At 68.8% G+C, this 18984-nt stretch carries 18 protein-coding genes; 12 read left to right on the top strand and 6 right to left on the bottom strand.

Annotated features, from left to right (window positions below; translation table 11 throughout):
• Positions 1–21: 21 nt before the first annotated feature.
• The 4 genes from ACSQ3N_RS05230 to ACSQ3N_RS05215 all read right to left on the bottom strand — a co-directional run bounded on the left by ACSQ3N_RS05230 (position 22) and on the right by ACSQ3N_RS05215 (position 4644).
• The gene (locus ACSQ3N_RS05230; protein ID WP_056173347.1) at positions 22–1479 is read right to left on the bottom strand and encodes an NCS1 family nucleobase:cation symporter-1; all 1458 of its coding nucleotides are present in this window, start codon (positions 1477–1479) and stop codon (positions 22–24) included.
• A gap of 231 nt (positions 1480–1710) precedes the next feature.
• Positions 1711–3027, bottom strand: coding sequence for an NAD-dependent dihydropyrimidine dehydrogenase subunit PreA (gene preA, locus ACSQ3N_RS05225; RefSeq protein ID WP_056173344.1), 1317 nt, complete (start codon positions 3025–3027; stop codon positions 1711–1713).
• A 58-nt stretch (positions 3028–3085) separates the two neighbouring features.
• Positions 3086–4465, bottom strand: a complete 1380-nt coding sequence (locus tag ACSQ3N_RS05220; RefSeq protein WP_436145761.1) for an NAD(P)-dependent oxidoreductase — start codon at positions 4463–4465, stop codon at positions 3086–3088.
• On the bottom strand, positions 4465–4644 hold the full coding sequence (locus ACSQ3N_RS05215) for a hypothetical protein (protein ID WP_156372213.1): 180 nt from the start codon (positions 4642–4644) through the stop codon (positions 4465–4467). Before ACSQ3N_RS05215 ends, ACSQ3N_RS05220 begins: the two co-directional genes overlap by 1 nt.
• Positions 4645–4817: 173 nt before the next feature.
• Here ACSQ3N_RS05215 and ACSQ3N_RS05210 point away from each other — a divergent pair, with 173 nt between their 5' ends.
• The gene (locus tag ACSQ3N_RS05210; RefSeq protein WP_056173336.1) at positions 4818–5576 is read left to right on the top strand and encodes a TetR/AcrR family transcriptional regulator; all 759 of its coding nucleotides are present in this window, start codon (positions 4818–4820) and stop codon (positions 5574–5576) included.
• A gap of 124 nt (positions 5577–5700) precedes the next feature.
• On the opposite strand, the gene ACSQ3N_RS05205 is transcribed toward ACSQ3N_RS05210, so the two are convergent.
• The gene (locus ACSQ3N_RS05205) at positions 5701–6588 is read right to left on the bottom strand and encodes a LysR family transcriptional regulator (protein ID WP_056173333.1); all 888 of its coding nucleotides are present in this window, start codon (positions 6586–6588) and stop codon (positions 5701–5703) included.
• Between the two features lie 121 nt (positions 6589–6709).
• Between ACSQ3N_RS05205 and argC the strand changes: the two genes are divergently transcribed.
• From argC to ACSQ3N_RS05190, 3 genes are all read left to right on the top strand, one after another.
• On the top strand, positions 6710–7642 hold the full coding sequence (argC, locus tag ACSQ3N_RS05200) for an N-acetyl-gamma-glutamyl-phosphate reductase (RefSeq protein WP_056173330.1): 933 nt from the start codon (positions 6710–6712) through the stop codon (positions 7640–7642).
• A 252-nt stretch (positions 7643–7894) separates the two neighbouring features.
• Entirely contained in the window at positions 7895–8248 is a 354-nt protein-coding gene (locus ACSQ3N_RS05195) for an SMR family transporter (RefSeq protein ID WP_056173327.1), read from the top strand.
• A gap of 61 nt (positions 8249–8309) precedes the next feature.
• Entirely contained in the window at positions 8310–9038 is a 729-nt protein-coding gene (locus ACSQ3N_RS05190; protein WP_436145760.1) for a pentapeptide repeat-containing protein, read from the top strand.
• Between the two features lie 44 nt (positions 9039–9082).
• Here the strand turns inward: ACSQ3N_RS05190 and ACSQ3N_RS05185 are convergent, their stop codons facing one another.
• Positions 9083–9472: a RidA family protein gene (locus ACSQ3N_RS05185; protein WP_056173325.1), complete on the bottom strand. Its 390-nt coding sequence runs from the start codon at positions 9470–9472 to the stop codon at positions 9083–9085.
• Positions 9473–9589: 117 nt separating this feature from the next.
• On the opposite strand from ACSQ3N_RS05185, the gene ACSQ3N_RS05180 reads away from it, so the two are divergent.
• The 8 genes from ACSQ3N_RS05180 (at position 9590) to ACSQ3N_RS05145 (ending at position 18886) form a co-directional block, all read left to right on the top strand.
• Entirely contained in the window at positions 9590–11197 is a 1608-nt protein-coding gene (locus ACSQ3N_RS05180; protein WP_056173322.1) for an ABC transporter substrate-binding protein, read from the top strand.
• Between the two features lie 130 nt (positions 11198–11327).
• On the top strand, positions 11328–12275 hold the full coding sequence (locus tag ACSQ3N_RS05175) for an ABC transporter permease (protein WP_056173319.1): 948 nt from the start codon (positions 11328–11330) through the stop codon (positions 12273–12275).
• A complete protein-coding gene (locus ACSQ3N_RS05170; RefSeq protein ID WP_156372212.1) occupies positions 12272–13162 on the top strand; it encodes an ABC transporter permease in 891 nt (296 codons plus the stop codon). The genes ACSQ3N_RS05175 and ACSQ3N_RS05170 overlap by 4 nt, the downstream gene beginning before the upstream one ends.
• The gene (locus tag ACSQ3N_RS05165) at positions 13159–14202 is read left to right on the top strand and encodes an ABC transporter ATP-binding protein (protein ID WP_056173316.1); all 1044 of its coding nucleotides are present in this window, start codon (positions 13159–13161) and stop codon (positions 14200–14202) included. The genes ACSQ3N_RS05170 and ACSQ3N_RS05165 overlap by 4 nt, the downstream gene beginning before the upstream one ends.
• Positions 14199–15224, top strand: coding sequence for an ABC transporter ATP-binding protein (locus ACSQ3N_RS05160; protein WP_082517122.1), 1026 nt, complete (start codon positions 14199–14201; stop codon positions 15222–15224). The genes ACSQ3N_RS05165 and ACSQ3N_RS05160 overlap by 4 nt, the downstream gene beginning before the upstream one ends.
• Positions 15221–16504: an amino acid deaminase gene (locus ACSQ3N_RS05155; protein ID WP_056173313.1), complete on the top strand. Its 1284-nt coding sequence runs from the start codon at positions 15221–15223 to the stop codon at positions 16502–16504. Before ACSQ3N_RS05160 ends, ACSQ3N_RS05155 begins: the two co-directional genes overlap by 4 nt.
• A gap of 2 nt (positions 16505–16506) precedes the next feature.
• Positions 16507–17430 (top strand): MurR/RpiR family transcriptional regulator, encoded by a 924-nt coding sequence (locus ACSQ3N_RS05150; RefSeq protein ID WP_056173310.1) that lies wholly within the window; start codon positions 16507–16509, stop codon positions 17428–17430.
• Between the two features lies 1 nt (position 17431).
• Positions 17432–18886 carry an N-acyl-D-amino-acid deacylase family protein gene (locus ACSQ3N_RS05145; protein ID WP_056173307.1) on the top strand — a complete coding sequence of 485 codons (1455 nt, stop codon included), beginning with the start codon at positions 17432–17434 and terminating at the stop codon, positions 18884–18886.
• The last annotated feature ends 98 nt before the right edge of the window (positions 18887–18984 follow it).

Below are 18984 nucleotides of genomic sequence, written 5' to 3'. Positions count from 1 at the left end.
ACGGCCGGGCGGGGTCCCAGGTCACTTCTTCTTGGCGGTCAGGTAGTAGTAGGTGCCGGCCACGGCCAGGCTGAAGAACCAGCCCGAGTCGAACAGCGTGAGCCAGATGGCAGGCATGCCCGCCTTGTCCACCACGCCGGACACCGCCAGGTATCCCGGCAGGCAGGGCAGCACGCCCAGGGCGAAGGCGATGAGCGCGTGCAGGTTCCAGCCATTGCTGTACTCGTAGTCGCCGCCGCGCCGGTACAGGTCGTCCACTTTCAGCACGCTCTTGCGCACCAGGTAGTAGTCCACCAGCAAGATGCCGGCAATGGCGCCCAGCAGCGTGCCGTAGCCGCCCAGCCAGGTGAAGAGGTAGCCACCCGATGTGGCGAGGATCTTCCAGGGCATGAACACGAGGCCGATCAGCGCGGCGATGACGCCACCCATGCGAAAGCTGATCTTGGACGGTGCGATCTGGCTGAAGTCGTACGACGGCGACACCAGGTTGGCGGCCACGTTGGTCGTCAGGTTGGCCAGCAGGATCACCAGCAGGCCCAGGCCCGCCGCCACGCTGCCCATCTGGGTCAACAGGCCATCGGGGAACAGCTGCGCCTTGCCATACAGAATGGCCGATGCCGAAAAGCCGATGACGCCCACCATGGAGAACAGCGCCATGGGCAGCGGCAGTCCGATGGCCTGGCCCACGACCTGGTCCTTCTGCGACTTGGCAAAGCGCGTGAAGTCCGGGATGTTGAGCGCCAGCGTGGCCCAGAAGCCCACCAGCCCCGTGAGGGCCGCCCAGGTCTTGGGCCCGCCTTCCACCACCTTGGCGGGCAGGTTGAAGAGCTGGCCCGACGGCACCTTCATAACCAGCACCACCACGAACAGGATAGATGCGCCGATCATCAGCGGCGCGGCGATGACCTCCAGAAGGCGGATGGATTCCGGCCCCTTCCAGATGAAGTAGATGTGCACGGCCCAGAACGCGAGGAAGCACATGAACTGCGAGGTGCTGATGGTCTCGCCCTGGGCGGGCCCCGCGAGGTTCATGCCCACGATGTTCAGGAAGCCGTGGAGCGCCAGCGCACCGAAGTAGCAGTTGATGGAGAACCAGCCGCACGCCACCAGGCCGCGCAGCACGGCCGGCAGGTTGGCCCCCTTCACGCCGAACGACGCACGCGCAAGCACCGGGAAGGGCACGCCGTACTTGGGGCCCACCCGGCCGATGAGCACCATCGGTATCAGCACGATGCAGTTGGCCAGGAACACGAGCCACACCGCCATCTGCCAGGTGAAGCCCTGATCGAGCATGGAGCTGGCCATGGTGTACGTGGGCACGCACACCACCATGCCCACCCAGAGCGCGGCAAAGTCTTTCCAGGTCCAGTGCCGCTGCGCCGCGGTGGTGGGGAGCAGATCTTCATTGGCGAGCGAATTGGATGCTCCGCCGGGCAGTTGCCCTGCCACATGGGCAGCGCTGCCGGTACTGTTGGTCATGCCTGTACTCCTGTCAAAGACGTCGTGGGGGTGGAACACAACCCGCAGCCTGGTCCGGCGTTCTCACGCTGGCAGATGGCGGGCCAAAGGAAGCAAGCGATGTGGCCGATGTTGAGGGTTACGCAATAAATGCACCAGATGCAGTGCAGCATGCAAGGCCGATCCACACGTCGCAAACGCACAGCCGCTGCTTGGCAGACCCTGCAGCGGATGCACACGGAGAGCAGCCCGTCACACTGCCGCCGCCGCAACGCTGTGCGGGTTGTTCGGGTGCGTGGTCCAGTTGGCGTATTCGCCCGTCACCGGCTTGCCCGTGCGCGCATCGACCTCGCCGGGCTCCAGGGCGCGCATGGTGATGCACTCGGGCACGGGGCAGATCGACACGCACAGGTTGCAGCCCACGCACTCGGCCTCGTTGATCTCGAACTTGCGCACGCCGCCGTCCTTGGTGAAGGTGATGGCCTGGTGCGAGGTGTCTTCGCACACCACATGGCAGCGGCCGCACTGGATGCAGGCATCCTGGTTGATCACGGCCTTTTCGATGTGGTTGAGGTTCAGGTTCTTCCAGTCCTTCACCGTGGGCACGGCCTGGCCCTTGAAGTCGTCGAGCGTGGCGTAGCCGTGCTCGTCCATGAAGTTGGACAGCCCGTCGCACATGTCCTGCACGATCTTGAAGCCGTACACCATGGCCGCCGTGCACACCTGCACCGTGCCGCAGCCCAGGGCGATGTACTCGGCCGCGTCGCGCCAGGTGGTGATGCCGCCGATGCCGCTGATGGGCAGGCCCGCGGTCTGCGCGTCGCGCGCGATCTCGGCCACCATGTTGAGCGCGATGGGCTTGACGGCCGGGCCGCAGTAGCCGCCGTGCGACCCCCAGCCGTCGGTGCTGGGGCTCATGACCATGCGGTCCAGGTCAACGCCCATGACGGAGTTGATGGTGTTGATGAGCGACACCGCATCCGCCCCGCCCGCCTTGGCCGCCCGCGCGGGGTGCCGCACGTCGGTGATGTTGGGGGTGAGCTTCACGATCACCGGCAGGCGGCTGTAGTGCTTGCACCAGGCCGTGACCATCTGGATGTACTCGGGCACCTGGCCCACGGCCGCGCCCATGCCGCGCTCGCTCATGCCGTGGGGGCAGCCGAAGTTGAGCTCGATGCCGTCGGCGCCGGTGTCTTCCACCAGGGGCAAAATGCTCTTCCAGCTCTGCTCTTCGCAGGGCACCATGAGCGAGACGATCATGGCCCGGTCGGGCCAGTTGCGCTTGACGCGCTTGATCTCCTCCAGGTTGGTGTGCAGCGGACGGTCGGTGATGAGCTCGATGTTGTTCAGCCCGATCACGCGGCGGTCCTGGGACAGGAGCGTGGAGTAGCGTGGCCCGTTCACGTTGACGACCGCCGGGTCCTCGCCCAGCGTCTTCCAGACCACGCCGCCCCAGCCTGCCTCGAAGGCGCGGGTGACGTTGATCTCCTTGTCGGTCGGGGGTGCGGAGGCCAGCCAGAAGGGGTTGGGGCTCTGGATGCCCAGGAAATTGCTGCGGATGTCTGCCATGGATGTGCTCCCGTCAATTGCAGTCAGGTTGTGCGGTCAGGATGTGCCGACGATGCCGTCAGGCCACGAGCGCCACCGGCACGCTCATCGCTTCATGGATGGAGATGGCCGCCAGCTTGCCGTGCTCCACGGCCTCGACCGTCAGGTCGCGCCCGCCAGCCCGGCAGTCGCCGCCCGCCCAGACCCTCGCCAGGCTGGTGCGGCCTGCGGCGTCGGTGGCGATGCGTCCGCCCTCCAGCGCCATCGCCTTGCCAGCGGGCTCCGCCACGTAGGTCTGGCCGATGGCCTTGAGCACCACGTCCGCCGCGAGCGTGAAGGTCTCGCCGGTGTTCACCAGCTTGCCCGCCGCATCGAGCGCCGTGGCCGCAAAGCGCACGCCGGTCACGGCGCCGCCTTCGCACAAGACTTCTTGCGGCGCCGCCCAGTGGCGGATGGTCACGCCGTTCGTCTGCGCCCATTGCTGCTCTACCTTCGACGCAGACATGGCGTCGGCTCCCCGGCGGTAGACGATGGTCACCTCATCGGCGCCCAGCTTGCGGGACTGCACGGCGGCGTCCACCGCCGTCATGCCGCCGCCGATCACCACCACGCGCCGGCCCACGGGCAGGGTGGACAGGTCGCTGCTCTGGCGCAGCTCGGCGATGAAGTCCACGGCGCTACTCAAGCCCTGCACGCCAGACACCGCAGGCTCGGCCACGCCCAGCGCATTCACGCCCTGCAGCCCCAGGCCCAGGAAGACCGCATCGTGGCTGGCCAGCAGGCCGTCGAGCGTGATGTCGCGGCCCAGCTGCTGGCTGGTGCGCACCTCGATGCCGCCCACCGACAGCAGCCAGTCGACTTCCTTCTGCGCGAAGTTGTCCGTGGTCTTGTAGCTGGCCAGGCCGTATTCGTTGAGCCCGCCCAGCTTGGGGCGCGCCTCGAACAGCACCACGTCGTGCCCGCGCAGCGCCAGCCCGTGGGCGCAGGCCAGGCCAGCAGGCCCCGCGCCGACCACGGCCACGCGGCGGCCGGTGGGTGCGGCGCGCTGGAACATCGGTGCGCCGGGTTTGGCAAAGAAGGCGTCGGTCGCGTAGCGCTGCAGCGACCCGATCTCCACCGGCTTGTCTTCGTTGGTGTTGCGCACGCAGGCCTGCTCGCACAGCACCTCGGTGGGGCAGACCCGGGCGCACATGCCGCCCAGGGGATTGGCCTCCAGGATGGCGCGCGCCGCGCCCCGGTTGTTGTCCTGCGCGATGCGGTGGATGAACGACGGGATGTCGATGCCCGTGGGGCAGGCCGTGGCGCAGGGCGCGTCGTGGCAGTAGTAGCAGCGCTCGGCCTCGATGAGGGCCTGCGGCCGGGTCAACGGCGGGTGGGCGTCGCTGAAGTTGACGGCGTAGTCGGCCAGGTTCAGGCGTGCGGCATGAATGCCGCAGGCACGGCTTGCGGGTGTGTCCATCAGATGTCCTCCGAAAGGTGCGGGGTGGGGGTGCAGGCCGTGCCCTTGCTCGCTGGTTCGGCCGTGGTGGGCGCGGGCGCCCGGTGCAGGTGGCGCGCGCCGCTGCCGGGGCGGCGGCAGCAGGCAGCCGATGCGGCGCAAGCGAGGGTGCGTGCGCCCGCAAATGTCGGAGGTTTCATCGTGGTCCTCGCTGTGGGGGTGCAGGTGCCCACGGCTTGATGTGCCGCGGTGCCCTGCGTTGGGGGCCAATTTACCAACCCGTAAAAATTTACCAATTGGTAAAATCCCTAGAGCAAACCCCATGCCAGCCAATTGCCAGTTTTCAGGCCCCGGCTTGTTCCACAATGGTGCAATGACCGACGCCCGCCAGTCCCCGGCTGCCACCTCCGCCCCCCGCCCTGCCAAGCCGCCGCGTGCAGCCGGCGCCATCCGCAAGCCCGCTGCCGCGGTAGCCCCTGAAGCCGCCGAAAGCACCGACGACACCGGCGCCCGCGCCCCCAAGGCCTCGCGCCTGCGCAAGGAGCAGGCCATCCTGGCCGAGGCGGAGAACCACTTCGCGCAGTTCGGCTTCGAAGGCGCGTCGCTCGAGAACATTGCCGCGGCCATCGGCATCAGCCGCCACAACCTGCTGTATTACTTTCCGAGCAAGGAGGCGCTGTACCAGCGCGTGCTCGACGATGTGCTCACCCAGTGGCTCGAAGGCATGGAGGCGTTGTCGCACAGCGACGACCCCGAGCAGGCGCTGCGCCGCTACATCCGCGCCAAGATGCAGTACTCGCGCATGCGCCCCCAGGGCGCCAAGGTGTTCACCAAAGAGGTGATTGCCGGTGCACCACGCTATGGCACCGCCATCGCCGAGCGGGTGGGCCCGCTGCTCAAGACCGAGGTGCGCACCTTCGAGCGCTGGGCGCGCGAGGGCCGCATCGCCAAGGTCAACTTCACCCACCTGATGTTCATCATCTGGTCGGTCACGCAGGCCTATGCGGAGCAGGAGGCGCAGTTTGCGCTGCTGCTGGGCAAGCCCGCGCTGACCGAGCGCGACTACAACAATGCTGAGGAACTGATCGTGCGCATGGTGCTGAGCGCGCTGGGGCCCGGCGCCACCGCCTGATGCACCCCAGGCGCTGCGGCCGGTCAGTCCCGCAGCCGAGAACCGCAAATGCTATCAAATATATAGCTGCTTGCGCTTTGCAGATGAGCGGTAACGGCCTGTTTGGCCCAAAAATTCGATCTATTCAAGCCTGGCGCTGCTGCCACAGCACATCCAGCACGTGCTGCGTGGCGCGCTCCACCGGGCCTTCGCGGTGGGCGATGCCCAGCGGCCGCCACAGCGCGGGGCGCAGCGGCAGCATGCGGATGCGCGGGTCGAGCGGCGTGGTGGACGTGGCCTCGTGCGGCAGGAGCGTGGCGCCATAGCCTGCGGCCACCAGGCTCTTGATGGCGTCGTTGTAGTTGAGCTGGATGCGCGCCTTGGGGTGTTCGCCCGCCAGCGCGAACCATTCGGCCGTCAGCCGCGACAGGCTGGTGCCGACGTCGTTGAGGATGAGCGGCTGCCCCGCCAGCCACTTCGGCGTGGCGCGCTGTGGCGCAGGCCAGGCCGACGGCACGAACGCCATTACCGGGTCCCGCCGCCAGGGCTGCACCTTCACGCCCTGCACGGTGGCCTGCGGCAGCGCCACCAGGCCCACATCCAGCGACCCGCCGACCAGGCGCGCCATGGTGTCCTGCGTGGTGAGCACGGCCACCTGCACGTCGATACCGGGGTGGTGGTGCCCCAGCACCTCCAGCGCCTGTGGCAGCAGGTGGGCAATGGCACCGGTGGACGCCCCCAGCCGCACGCGGCCCGCGAGCCCCTGCACCTGGCGCTGCACCACATCGAGCGCCTCGTCCGCATCGGCCAGCAGGCGCCGCGCGCGCTCGATCAACGCGTCGCCCACACCCGAGGGAGTCACCTCGCCGCGCTTGCGCACCAGCAGCGGCGCGCCGAAAAGCGCCTCCAGGTCGGCGATGTGCAGGCTGACCGTGGGCGCCGCCAGGTGCAGCACCCGCGCGGCTTCGGCGAACGAACCCAGGTCTGCGATGGTGACCAGCGTGCGCAACCGGTCGAGGTTGAGTTCGCGCATGACGTTCAGTGAATCTGATGCTGATGTTTGTGAAATTCAACTTTTCAAATTCTAGGGCGCGGCCGAAGATTCGTCATTCCTTCGTTTTTTCTTCAGCCATTCCATTCATCAGGAGCACCGCATGAGCGCACCCTTGGTTTTCATCGACGGCGATCAGGGCACGACCGGCCTGCAGATCCATGAACGCCTGCACGGCCGCAGCGACCTGCGTCTGCTCACGCTGCCCGAGGCCGACCGCAAGAACGCTGCGCGCCGCGCCGAAGCGATCAATGCCTGCGACATCGCCGTGCTGTGCCTGCCCGACGGGCCTGCGCGCGAAGCGGCGGCGTCCATCGTGAACCCGGCCGTGCGCGTGATCGACGCCAGCTCGGCCCACCGCACCGATGCGGACTGGGTCTACGGGTTCCCTGAAATGAGCGCCGCGCAGTCCGCCCGCATCGCCTCGGCGCGCCGCGTGACCAACCCCGGCTGCTACCCCACGGGCGCCATCGGGCTGCTGCTGCCGCTGGTGCAGGCAGGCCTGGTGCCTGCGGACCATCCGCTGGCCATCCATGCCGTGTCGGGCTACTCCGGCGGCGGCCGTGCGCGAGTGGATGAGCATGAAGGTGCGGGTGCATCGCAAGCCTCCGCGTTCCAGGTGTACGGCCTGGGGCTGGCCCACAAGCACACGCCAGAGATCCAACAGCACGCGGGCCTCACGCAGCGGCCTTTCTTCCTGCCGGCCTACGGCTCTTTCCGCCAGGGCATCGTGCTGACCATTCCGTTGCTGCTGCGGCAACTGCCCGCGGGCGTGACTGCCGACCGGCTGCACGCCTGCCTGCAGCAGCACTACGACGGCGCGGCGCATGTGGAGGTGGTGTCCCGGGCAGATGCGCAGGCGGCGCAGCACCTGGACCCCCAGGTGCTCAACGGCACCAACCAGCTGCGGCTCTCGGTGTTTGCCAACCCGCAGCACGGCCAGGTGCTGCTGAGCGCGGTGTTCGACAACCTGGGCAAGGGCGCGTCGGGCGCTGCCGTGCAGAACCTGGACCTGATGCTGCAGCACGCTGCATAGCGGCTCAACAGCAGCTGCGTGGCGAGGTGAGAGCGCCAGGGTTGGCAGCGGGCTGGCATTGCGGCGATGGGGGGCCAGGTCGGGCCTCCGGGCCACGGTGCGCGCCACGGGTACTCGCCGTGTGGTCACAGATTTCAGGCGGCTGCAACCGGCTGTGCAGAGGCCCTGCACCAATGCAAGGGCATGCCACCGCGGTGCGTGGGTCCTTCCTAGAATCGGCCGCTTCTCCAGCTTTTGCAACGGACCCGCACCATGATCCAGTGGACCGCCACCACCACCAGCTACGCATTGCTGGGCTTGGCCATCGTGGCCGAAGTGCTGGGCACCAGTGCGCTGAAGGCGTCCGAGGGCTTCACGCGGCTGGTTCCCAGCGCAATCACCGCCGTGTGCTACGCGGTGTCCTTCTACCTGTTGTCGCTCACGCTGAAGACCTTGCCCATCGGCATTGCCTACGCCATCTGGTCGGCGGTGGGCATCGTGCTGATCTCCACCGTGGGCTGGCTTTATTACGGACAGCGGCTGGACGCACCTGCGATCGCCGGGCTGGGGCTCATCGTGGCCGGCGTGGTGGTGGTGAACCTGTTTTCCAAGACCACGGGACATTGACGCCGCACGTTGCACCGCACGCGCCACGCCACGGCCCAGCCACCATTGCAGTCACCGTCCCATGATCACAGCATCCACCCCACTCACCAGCACCAGCACCAGCGGTACGGTCCTCGTGCAAGAGCAGCAGATCACCCGCGCCGACCTGCTGGCGATGCTGGCGGACACCCCGGCGCAGCGCCTGCACTTCGAGCACTGCGATTTCGACGGCGCCGACCTCTCGGGCCTTGCGCTGCAAGGCGCGCAGTTCACCGGCTGCAGCCTGGCCGAGGCCTCGCTGGCACGCGCCCAACTGGGCGACACGCGGTGGCTCGGCTGCAGGGCGCGGCAGGCGAGCTTTCACCTGGCGCACCTGACCGACGCACGCTTTCACCACTGCGACCTGAACAACACGCTCTGGACCAAGGCCACGCTGGCGTCGGCCTTGTTTGCCGAGGTCAAGCTGACCGGCGCGCAGTTCCATGAAGCGCAGACGCTGGGCCTGAGCTTTCACGACACGCTGCTGGTGGGCGCGGACCTGCGGGGTATTTCGTTCCGCAAGCAGACCATCGAACAGCTCGACATGTCCGACGCGGACATTTCTGGCTGCGACTTCCGCGATGCGGTGTTCGAAGGCGGAAGCCTGCGCGATGCGCACCTCAAGAACGCCCGCTTCGACGGCGCCGACCTGCGGTCGGTGGACCTGGGCGGGCTGCGGCTGGCCCAGCTGGCGCAGTCCTTCAAGGGGGCGATCCTCTCCACCGACCAGGCGGCCCTGCTGGTCAGCGAGCTGGGCATCCGCGTGATGTAGCAACCCAGCCGGTGCCGCGGACCGCCGGCTAGCGCCCGCCGCGCTCAGCCGCGCGGCTTGTACGCCGTGACGTCGATCTCCACCTTGGCGTCGATCATGAGCCGCGACTCCACCGTCGAGCGCGCGGGCCGGTGCTCGCCAAAACACTCCATGTAGACGCGGTTGAAGCTGCCGAAGTCGCGCGCGTCGGCCAGCCAGACGCTCACCTTGGCCACATCGGCCAGCGTGCAGTCGGCCAGCGCCAGCGCCTGCGTGAGGCGCAGGAACACCTGGCGCGTCTGCGCCTCGATGCCCCCGGTGATGACTTGGCCCTGGTCATCGGTGGGCACCTGGCCCGACACAAAAACGAAGTCCCCGGCGCGCGTGGCGGGGGAAAGTGGACGGGCCTGCCGGTCGGAGGCAAGCGGGGACTGACCGAGGGTTTCTACTGGCATTGAAAGTGCTCCTTTGAGTAAAGATATTACATACAAAACGCCCAAAAAGCACAAATCGAGCAGATTTCTGGCATCGAAAGGGCTTATCAATGTAATCCTATTACTTAGAGGTGCACGATGCAAACTTCTGGAACCAATGTGGTGCGGCTGGCGAACTCCCGGCCGGCGAACGTGGCGCGGCGGGGGCTGGTGGGCCTGGCCGCGCTGCTCGCACTGTGGGGCGCAGGCCCTGGTGCAGCGTCGGCGCAGCAGGCCGGCGCACCGGCCAAGGGCGGCGCCGCCAACCTGGCCATGGTGGGCGAGCCCCAGGGCCTGGACCCGATGGTGAGCACCGCCGACCTGGTGGGCACCATCATGCAGCACGTGTACGAGCCGCTCTACACCTTCGACGGCAACTGGAACATTGCGCCCATGCTGGCCGAGGGCATGCCCACCGTCTCCAAGGATGGCCTCAACTACACCATCGCCCTGCGCAAGGGCGTGAAGTTCCACAACGGCCGCGAGATGACAGCCGAGGACGTGGTGGCCTCGCTGCAGCGCTGGATGGAGCTCTCGCCGCGGGGCAAGGCGGTGGGCAAGGAAGTGGTGGCGCTCACAGCCAAGGGCACGCACGGCGTGGAGCTCAAGCTCAAGAACCCCTACGCACCGCTGCTGGCGCAACTGGCCCTGCCCAGCGGCATGGCAGCCATCCTGGCCAAGGAAAGCATCGCGCCGCAGCTCAAGGAATTCATCGGCACCGGACCCTACAAGTTCAAGGAGCGCCGGCCAGACCAGTTCACCGTGCTGGTTCGCTTTGACGACTATGCCGCCCGCAAGGAAGCCCCCAGCGGCTACGCAGGCCGCCGCGAGGCGCTGCTCGATGAGCTGCGCTTCGTGCCCGTGCCCAGCGCCAACACGCGGGTCGAGGGCGCGCTGTCCGGCCAGTTCCACTATGCCGACCTGCTGCCGGTGGAAGCCATCGGCCGTGTGGAGAAAGGTGCGCCCGCCGTGGTGCCCATCGTCACCAAGAACTTCGGCTTTCCGTACATCGTGTTCAACACCAAGGAGGGCGTGCTCGCATCGCAGCCCCTGCGCCGCGCGGTGCAGACCGCGGTGGGCACGGGCGAGCTAATGGCCGCGGGCTTTGGCGACAACCGTTTCTTCATGGTGGAGCCCAACTTCTTCCCCAAGGGCACGCCCTACTACTCGGACGCGGGCGCCAAGCTGTACAACGAGCGCAACCCTCAGGCGGCCAAGGAGCAGGCCGCCAAGGCGGGCTACAACAACAGCCAGCCGGTGCGCATCATGGCCAGCCGGCAGTACGAGTTCCACTACAACATGGCGCTGGTGATGTCCGAGCAGCTCAAGAAGGCGGGCTTCAAGACCGACCTGCAGGTGGTGGACTGGGCCACCCTGGTGCAGCGCCGCAACGACGCCAAGCTGTGGGACGTGTACTTCACGCATTCGGGCCTGTTCCCCGAGCCCATGCTGTCGCCGCCGCAGTTGGGTGACGGCGCACCGGGCTGGTGGGAGTCCGACGCCAAGAAGTCGACCCTGGCCGCGTTCAACCAGGAGACCGACCCTGCCAAGCGCGGTGCGCTGTGGGGCAAGGTGCAGCAGGTGGTGTACGACGAGGTGCCGTTCATCGAGGTGGGCAAGTTCAACGGCCTGTCGGCGCGATCGGCCAAGCTGTCGGGCTACACGCCGGCGGTCTGGCCGTTCTTCTGGAATACATGGATGAAGTAACCCCCCGAAGCGCCTGCGGCGCCTCCCCCGAGGGGGCGCCTCCGGTGGCCCGGCAAAGCCGGTTCCACGGTGGCACTGGCTTGGACCGGGGGTGTGGTGCGAGTGGGGACTTTTTAAGAGACAAGCAAGCATGCGATTTCTATTGAAGCGGCTGGGTGGAGCGGCGGTGGTGCTGGTGCTGGTGGCGGTGCTGGTGTTCTGCCTCACGCGGCTGGCCTCGGGCGACCCGGTGGCGCTGCTGCTGGGCGACCAGGCTACTGCCGCCGACATTGCGCAGGCGCGCGCCCAGTACGGGCTGGACAAGCCCTTGCCCACGCAGTTCGTGCTGTGGGTGGGTGAGCTGCTGCAGGGCAACCTGGGGCAGTCGCTCTTCCTGCAGCGGCCCGTGGCGCAGGCGCTGCTGGAGCGGGCCGAGCCCACGTTGTTCCTTGCGCTGTTCGCGGTGGGCATCGCGGCGCTGGTGGGCATTCCGTGCGGCATGGCGGCGGCCATCTGGCGCGGCAGCGCGGCCGACCAGGCCGTGAGCGGCGTGGCCATGCTGGGCGCGAGCGTGCCCAGCTTCTGGCTGGGCCTGATCCTCATCCAGCTGTTCGCGGTCAAGCTGGGGTGGTTTCCGGCATCGGGCTATGGCGACCCCCGCGCCACGCTGGGCGAGCGGCTGTCGCACCTGCTGCTGCCCGCGCTGGTGCTGGGCCTGCTCAACTCGGCGCTGATCATCCGCTTCACCCGCGCATCCATGCTCGACATCCTGGGCGAGGACTACGTGCGCACCGCACGCGCCAAGGGGCTGGACGAGGGCACCATCATGGTCAAGCACGTGCTGCGCAATGCGCTCGTGCCCATCGTCACCGTGCTGGGCCTGACCATGGCGCTGATGATCGGCGGCACCGTGGTGACCGAGACCGTGTTCAACCTGCCCGGCGTGGGCAACCTGGTGGTGCGGGCGGTGCTGCGGCGCGACTACCCGGTCATCCAGGGCACGCTGCTGGTCATCGCGGCCATCTACGTGTTCATCAACCTCGCCATCGACTTCATCTACACGCTGGTGGACCCGCGCATCCGGCTGGAGGCACCATGAACGGCCACGTCTCTTCGGCATCTTCGCCCTCCTCCCCTTCTTCGTGGCAGCGCTTTGCGGCCGTGCTGCGCCGGCTGTTCGCGCGCAAGGTGGTGCTGGCCTCGGCCATCGCGCTGGCGCTGGTGGTGGGCATCGCCGCTGTGTATCCCGCCCTCTCGGACGCCGACCCCAATGCGCTGTCCATCAGCGAGCGGCTGCGCGCGCCGTCGGCCACGCACTGGGCGGGCACCGACGAGCTGGGGCGCGACGTGATGCTGCGCATCGTGCACGGCGCGCGGTACTCGCTGCTCATCGGCTTCGTGACGGCGGCCGGCGCGGTGCTGCTGGGTACGCTGCTGGGCATGTTCGCGGGGTTCTTCCGGCGGCTGGATGCGCCGCTGATGCGGGTGGTGGACGCCATGATGTCCTTCCCCGACATCCTGCTGGGCATCGCGCTGGTGTCCATCCTGGGGGTGTCGCTGTGGAACGTGATGCTCGCCCTCGTCATCGTCTACACGCCGCGCGTGGCCCGCGTGGTGCGCGCCACCACGCTGGTGCTGCGCGAGCTGCTGTTCGTGGACGCAGCGCGCGCCCTGGGCGTGCGCACCCCGAAGATCTTGCTCAAGCACATCCTGCCCAACCTGATGTCGCCCATCCTCGTGCAGGTGACCTTCATCTTCGCCTACGCCATCCTGGCCGAGGCCGGGCTGTCCTTCCTGGGCGTGGGCGTGCCGCCCGACATCCCCACCTGGGGCACCATGATCGCCGGCAGCCTGGACTATGCGGACAAGGCGTTCTGGACCATCTTCGCGCCGGGCATCGCCATCGTGCTCACCGCGCTGTCGCTGCAGATGCTGGGCGACGGCGTGCGTGACCTGCTCGACCCCAAACTGAAGAAGACTGTATGAGTGCCGCACCTTTGACCGACCCCACCGCGGCCCGCCTGGAAGTGCACGGACTGTCGACCTCGTTCGCCACCGACGGCGGCCGCATCCAGAGCGTGGCCGACGTGTCGTTCACCATCCACCCCGGCGAGACGCTGGCGCTGGTGGGCGAGTCCGGCTCGGGCAAGTCCGTCACCAGCCTGTCGCTGATGGGCCTGCACGCGCGCACCTCGCAGGCCGAGGTCAGCGGCCAGGCGTGGTTCGTGCAGCGCGACGGCCGCCGCGTGGACCTGCTGGCCCTGAAGGAGGCTGACAAGCGCGCCCTGCGCGGCAACGAGCTGGCGATGATCTTCCAGGAGCCCATGACCAGCCTGAACCCAGTGCTCACCGTGGGCGAGCAGATCGCCGAGTCCGCCCGCCTGCACCTGAAGATGGACCGCCGCACCGCGCATGCCCACGCCCGGCGCATGCTGGAGCTGGTGGAGATACCGGCCGCCGCCCAGCGCGTGAACGAGTACCCGCACCAGCTGTCTGGCGGCATGCGCCAGCGCGTGATGATCGCACTGGCCATGGCCTGCAACCCCACGCTGCTGATCGCCGACGAGCCCACCACGGCGCTCGATGTGACCATCCAGGCGCAGATCCTCGCGCTGATGGGCCGGCTGCAGAAGGAGACCGGCATGAGCATGCTGTTCGTCACGCACAACCTGGGCGTGGTGGCGCAGTACGCCGACGCCGTGGCGGTGATGTACGCCGGCCGCATCGTCGAATCGGCCCGCGTGCACGACCTGTTCGCGCGGCCCGAGCACCCCTACACGCGCGGCCTGCTGGCCTGCCTGCCCGGTGTGGCACGGCAGCAGGGCGGCGCAGCGGCCGCCCCCGGGCGCCGCAAGCTGGTGGCCATACCGGGCCAGGTATCGAGCCCGCTGGCACCGCCCCCGGGCTGCGCCTTTGCACCGCGCTGTACCCGCAAGCTGCCAGCGTGCGATGCGCAGATGCCGCCGCTGGAAGCCACCGGCGCCCGCCGCATGGTGCGCTGCATCCACCGCGAGGTGACCGCATGAGCGCCGTGCTGCAACAACCCATGGCATCCCCCACCGGCAGCCTTGCGGAGGCCCCGCTGCTGGAGATCCAGCACCTGCGCAAGTACTTCGGCAGCGGCGCCCACCCGGTGCGCGCGGTGGACGATGTGAGCTTCACCATCCGCCAGGGCGAGACCCTGGGCCTGGTGGGCGAATCGGGCTCGGGCAAGAGCACCATCGGCCGGCTGCTGACGCGCCTGGTGGACCCGACCGGCGGGCAGATGCTGTACCACGGCGCGGGTGCCGTGCAGGACCTGGCAGCGCTGTCGCAGGGGCAATACCGCCCGCTGCGCTCCAAGATCCAGATCATTTTTCAGGACCCGTACGCCAGCCTCAACCCGCGCATGCGCATCCGCGAGGTGCTGGCCGAGGCGCTGGATACCCATGGCCTGGCCAAGGGCCGCGCGCGCCTGCCCCGCATCCACGAGCTGCTGCAGCAGGTGGGCCTGCGGCCGGAGCATGCGGACCGCTTTCCGCACGAGTTCTCCGGCGGCCAGCGCCAGCGCATCGGCATCGCCCGCGCCCTGGCCGTGGAGCCGAATTTCATCGTGGCGGACGAGCCCCTGTCGGCGCTGGACGTGTCCATCCAGGCCCAGGTGGTGAACCTGCTGGGCGAGCTCAAGGAGCAGTTGGGCCTGACCCTGCTGTTCATCTCGCACGACCTCGACGTGGTGGAATACCTGTGCGACCGCGTGGTGGTGCTGTACCTGGGCCGCGTGATGGAGATCGCCCCCACCGAGGCGCTGTACGCCCACCCCCAGCACCCCTACACGCGCGCGCTGCTGGCGGCCGCGCCCATCCCCGACCCGGCGCAGCGGCGTAGCATCCCGCTGCTGCAGGGCGACCTGCCCAGCCCCGCCCACCCACCCTCGGGCTGCGTGTTCCGCACCCGCTGCCCCCTGGCCGAAGAGCGCTGCGCCAGCACCGATATGCTGCTGCGCGAGGTGCAGCCGGGCCATCTGCATGCCTGCTGGAAAACAGCGCACCACCCCACTTCCCCATGACCGACGACTTCATCCTCGACCACCGCAGCAAGAGCTTTCCGCAAACCGCTGCGCCCTGCCGCGCGTCCGACCTGGCCGCCAGGGGCTGGAACCTGCTGGCGGACGACCTGGCCTACCCGCTGGCCGTCATCCGGCGCTCTGCGCTGACCCACAACCTGGCCTGGATGCAGGACTTCGCGGCGCGCAAGGGCGTGGCGCTGGCGCCGCACGGCAAGACCACCATGTCGCCCGAGCTGTTTCGCCAGCAGCTCGCGGCCGGCGCCTGGGGCCTGACGTTCGCCACCATCTACCAGCTCTCGGTGGGTGTGGAGGCCGGCGCGCGCCGCGCCATCATTGCCAATCAGGTGGTGTGCGATGCCGACCTGGACGGCCTGCAGGCGCTGCTGCAGCGGCATGCGGACCTGCGCGTGTGGTTCCTGGTGGACTCGCTGGCGCAGCTGCGGCTGATCGAGGACTGGGCCGTGCGCCGCCAGGCCGCAGGGCAAGCGGCCCGCCGCTTCGACACGCTGCTGGAGATCGGCATCCCCGGCCAGCGCACCGGCTGCAGGACGCTGGAAGAAGCCCTGGCGCTGGCCCGGGCCATCGCCCGCTCGCCCGCCGCGCAACTGGGCGGCATCGAGTGCTACGAGGGCGGTGTGGCACGCTGCGACAGCGAGCACGATGCGCGCGAAGTCACTGCCCTGGTACGCCGCGTGACCGAGGTGGCGCGGCAGTGCGACGCCCACGGCTTGTTTGCCGACCCCACCGTGCTGCTGACAGCCGGTGGCTCCGCCGTGTTCGACCTGGTGGTGCCGCTGCTGCGCACACAAGGCCTGTCGCGCCCGGTGGACGGCGTGCTGCGCTCGGGCTGCTACATCACGCACGACCACGGCAACTACATGCGCTTCTTGCGCCATGTGGAGCAGCGCGAGGGCCTGGACGCATCGCTGCGCCCCGCGTTGGAGGTGTGGGCCATGGTGCAGTCCGTGCCCGAGCCGGGCTTGGCGCTGCTGACCTGCGGGCGGCGCGATGTGTCCTACGACCTGGAGATGCCCGTGCCCGTGCGCTGGGCGCCGCGGGGCCAGCGCACTGCGGGCGATGTGCCGCAGGGCTGGACCGTGAGCGCGCTGAACGACCAGCACGCCTACCTGCGCTTCGACCCCGCGGGCAGCCCGCCCGCCGTGGGCGACCGCGTGGCGCTGGGCATCTCCCACCCCTGCACCACTTTTGACAAATGGCGCTGGCTGCCCCTCGTCGAGGACGACTGGGCAGTGACCGGCGCCATCAGCACCCGTTTCTGAGCATGGCCATCACACACACATCCCAAAGCTTGCTGCAGCAGTTGCGCGAGCGCCAGCCCGACCTGCCCGAGGCTCAGCGCAGCGTGGTGCGCGTGGTGCTGGAAGACCCCCGCGCGGCCGTGGTGGCCACCGTGGAACAGTTGGCCCAGCAGGCGGGCGTTTCCATGCCCACCATCGTGCGCACCTGCCGCAGCTTCGGGCACGACTCGGTGCGCGAGTTCATGGTGGCGCTGGCGCAGGACCTGGCCGTGTCCGGCTCGCACCTGCACCGCAGCGTGCTGGCCGACGACAGCGCGCACGACGTGGCCAGCAAGATCGTGCACGCGGCCGTATCTTCGCTGACCGAGCTGGGCCGCAACCTCGATGCCCAGGTGCTCGACCAGGTGGCCGAGCGGCTGGCCGCGGCGCGCCGCATCGATTGCTATTCGGTGGGCGCTGCGTCAACCTTCATGGCCAGCGAGCTGCAAAGCCGGCTGTTCCGCCTGGGTTGCACGGCCAACGCGATCTTCGATGCGCACCAGCAGCTGGTCTCGGCCAGCACGCTCGGGCCCGACGGCGTGGCCTTTGTGATCTCGCACGTGGGCCGCATGCCCTACACGCTGGAGGCCGCGCGCTTCGCCCGCTCGCAGGGCGCCACCGTGGTGGCCCTGACCCAGCCGGGCACCCCGCTGGCCGAGGCGGCCGACCTGGTGCTGGCCGTGTCCGTGCCGCAGGACGCGGTGATGCGCGTGGGCACCGAGGCTTACCTGGCCCACCTGGTGGTCATCGAGATCCTGATGGTGCGCCTGGCCCAGAAGCTCGGCCCGGTGGCCGCGCGCGGGCTGCAGCAGTTCAAGCAGCTGCTGCACAAGCACGGCTTCGACAGCGCGGAGTACGCGGGGGCGCTGGAAGGCGGCGCGCACAAGCTGCCGGCGCGGGAGGAGTGACATGGCGCCCGCAACGCTGCTCAAGAATGGCTTGATCGTGGACGGCACCGGCGCGGCCGGCTGGCAGGGCGACCTGCTGATGCACGGCGACCGCATCCTGGCCATCGCGGCGCCGGGCCAGATCGCACCGGCCGACCTGGCCGCCGCCGGCACGCCCGAAGAAATCGACTGCACCGGCCTGGTGATAGCCCCCGGCTTCATCGATGTGCACACCCACGACGACGCGGCCGTGCTGGACGGCCCGGCCATGCTGCCCAAGCTGTCACAGGGCATCACGACGGTGATCGTGGGCAACTGCGGCATCTCGCTCGCGCCCGTGGTGACCGAGGCGCCGTCCGCGCCCCTGTCGCTGCTGGGCCGCCTGCAGTTCCGGCATGCGAGCATGGCCAGCTACGCCGATGCCGTGAACGCGGCCCAGCCCGCGGTGAACGTGGCGGCGCTGATGGGCCACACGGCATTGCGCATGCGGCATCTGGCGGACTTGCGCCAGGCGGCCTCGCCGGCCGAGCGCGCGGCCATGGCCACCGACATGCAGGAGGCCATGGACGCCGGTGCGCTGGGGCTGTCGTCCGGCATCTTCTACAGCGAGGCCTACGCGGCCGACCAGGACGAACTCGTGGCGGTGGCCAGCGTGGCCGCACGCAATGGCGGTGTCTACGCCACCCATGTGCGCGACGAACTGGCAGGCATCCTGCCGGCGCTGCAGGAGGCCGCGCTGACGGCCCGGCAGTCCGGCCTGCCCCTGGTGATATCGCACCACAAATGCGCGGGCCCGGCCAACTGGGGCCGCACCCGCGAGACACTGCCGCTGCTGGAGGAGCTGGCCCGCGGCCAGGAGATCGGCATGGACGTGTACCCCTACACGGCGGGCTCCACCGTGCTGCGCGAGGACCTGGTGGACGGCATCATCGACATCCTCATCACCGGCAGCCAGCCGCACCCGGAGATGGGTGGGCGTTACCTGGCCGACATCGCGAGCGAATGGGGCGTGTCGCAGCAGGAGGCGGCTGTGCGGCTCAAGCCCGGCGGGGCGTGCTACTTCCAGATGCGCGAGGACGACGTGGAGCGCGTGATCGCGCACCCGCTGTCCATGATCGGCTCCGACGGCCTGCCGCACGACGAGCGGCCCCACCCGCGGCTGTGGGGCGCCTTTCCGCGCGTGCTGGCCTGCTACTGGCGCGAGAAGGGCTTGCTACAGCTGGAAGAAGCCGTGCACAAGATGACGGGCCTGTCAGCCCGGCGCTTCCGGCTGGGTGCGCGCGGCACCCTGCTGGCGGGCCATACGGCCGATGTGGTGGTGTTCGACCCGGCGCGGGTCAAAGACGTGGCCACGTTTGAGCACCCGCAGCAGTTCAGCGAAGGCATCGAGCGGGTCTGGGTCAACGGCATGCTGAGCTACACGGCCCGGCTGCGCGCCACCGGCGCACGTGCAGGGCGATTTGTGCGCAGAGGCTAGTTGTTATCCATGGCCTGACGCGTGCCCTGGCACAAGACCCATGAATCCGGGGCGAGGCTCAGTGCACTGCCAACTGCCTCACCGGACTGGCGTCACAG

The organism is Acidovorax sp. LjRoot194 (assembly GCF_964253015.1).
In the GTDB taxonomy this organism is placed as follows: domain Bacteria; phylum Pseudomonadota; class Gammaproteobacteria; order Burkholderiales; family Burkholderiaceae_C; genus Acidovorax.
The sequence above is the reverse complement of the archived record's forward strand: the minus strand, read 5'-3'. Positions and strand labels throughout refer to the sequence as shown.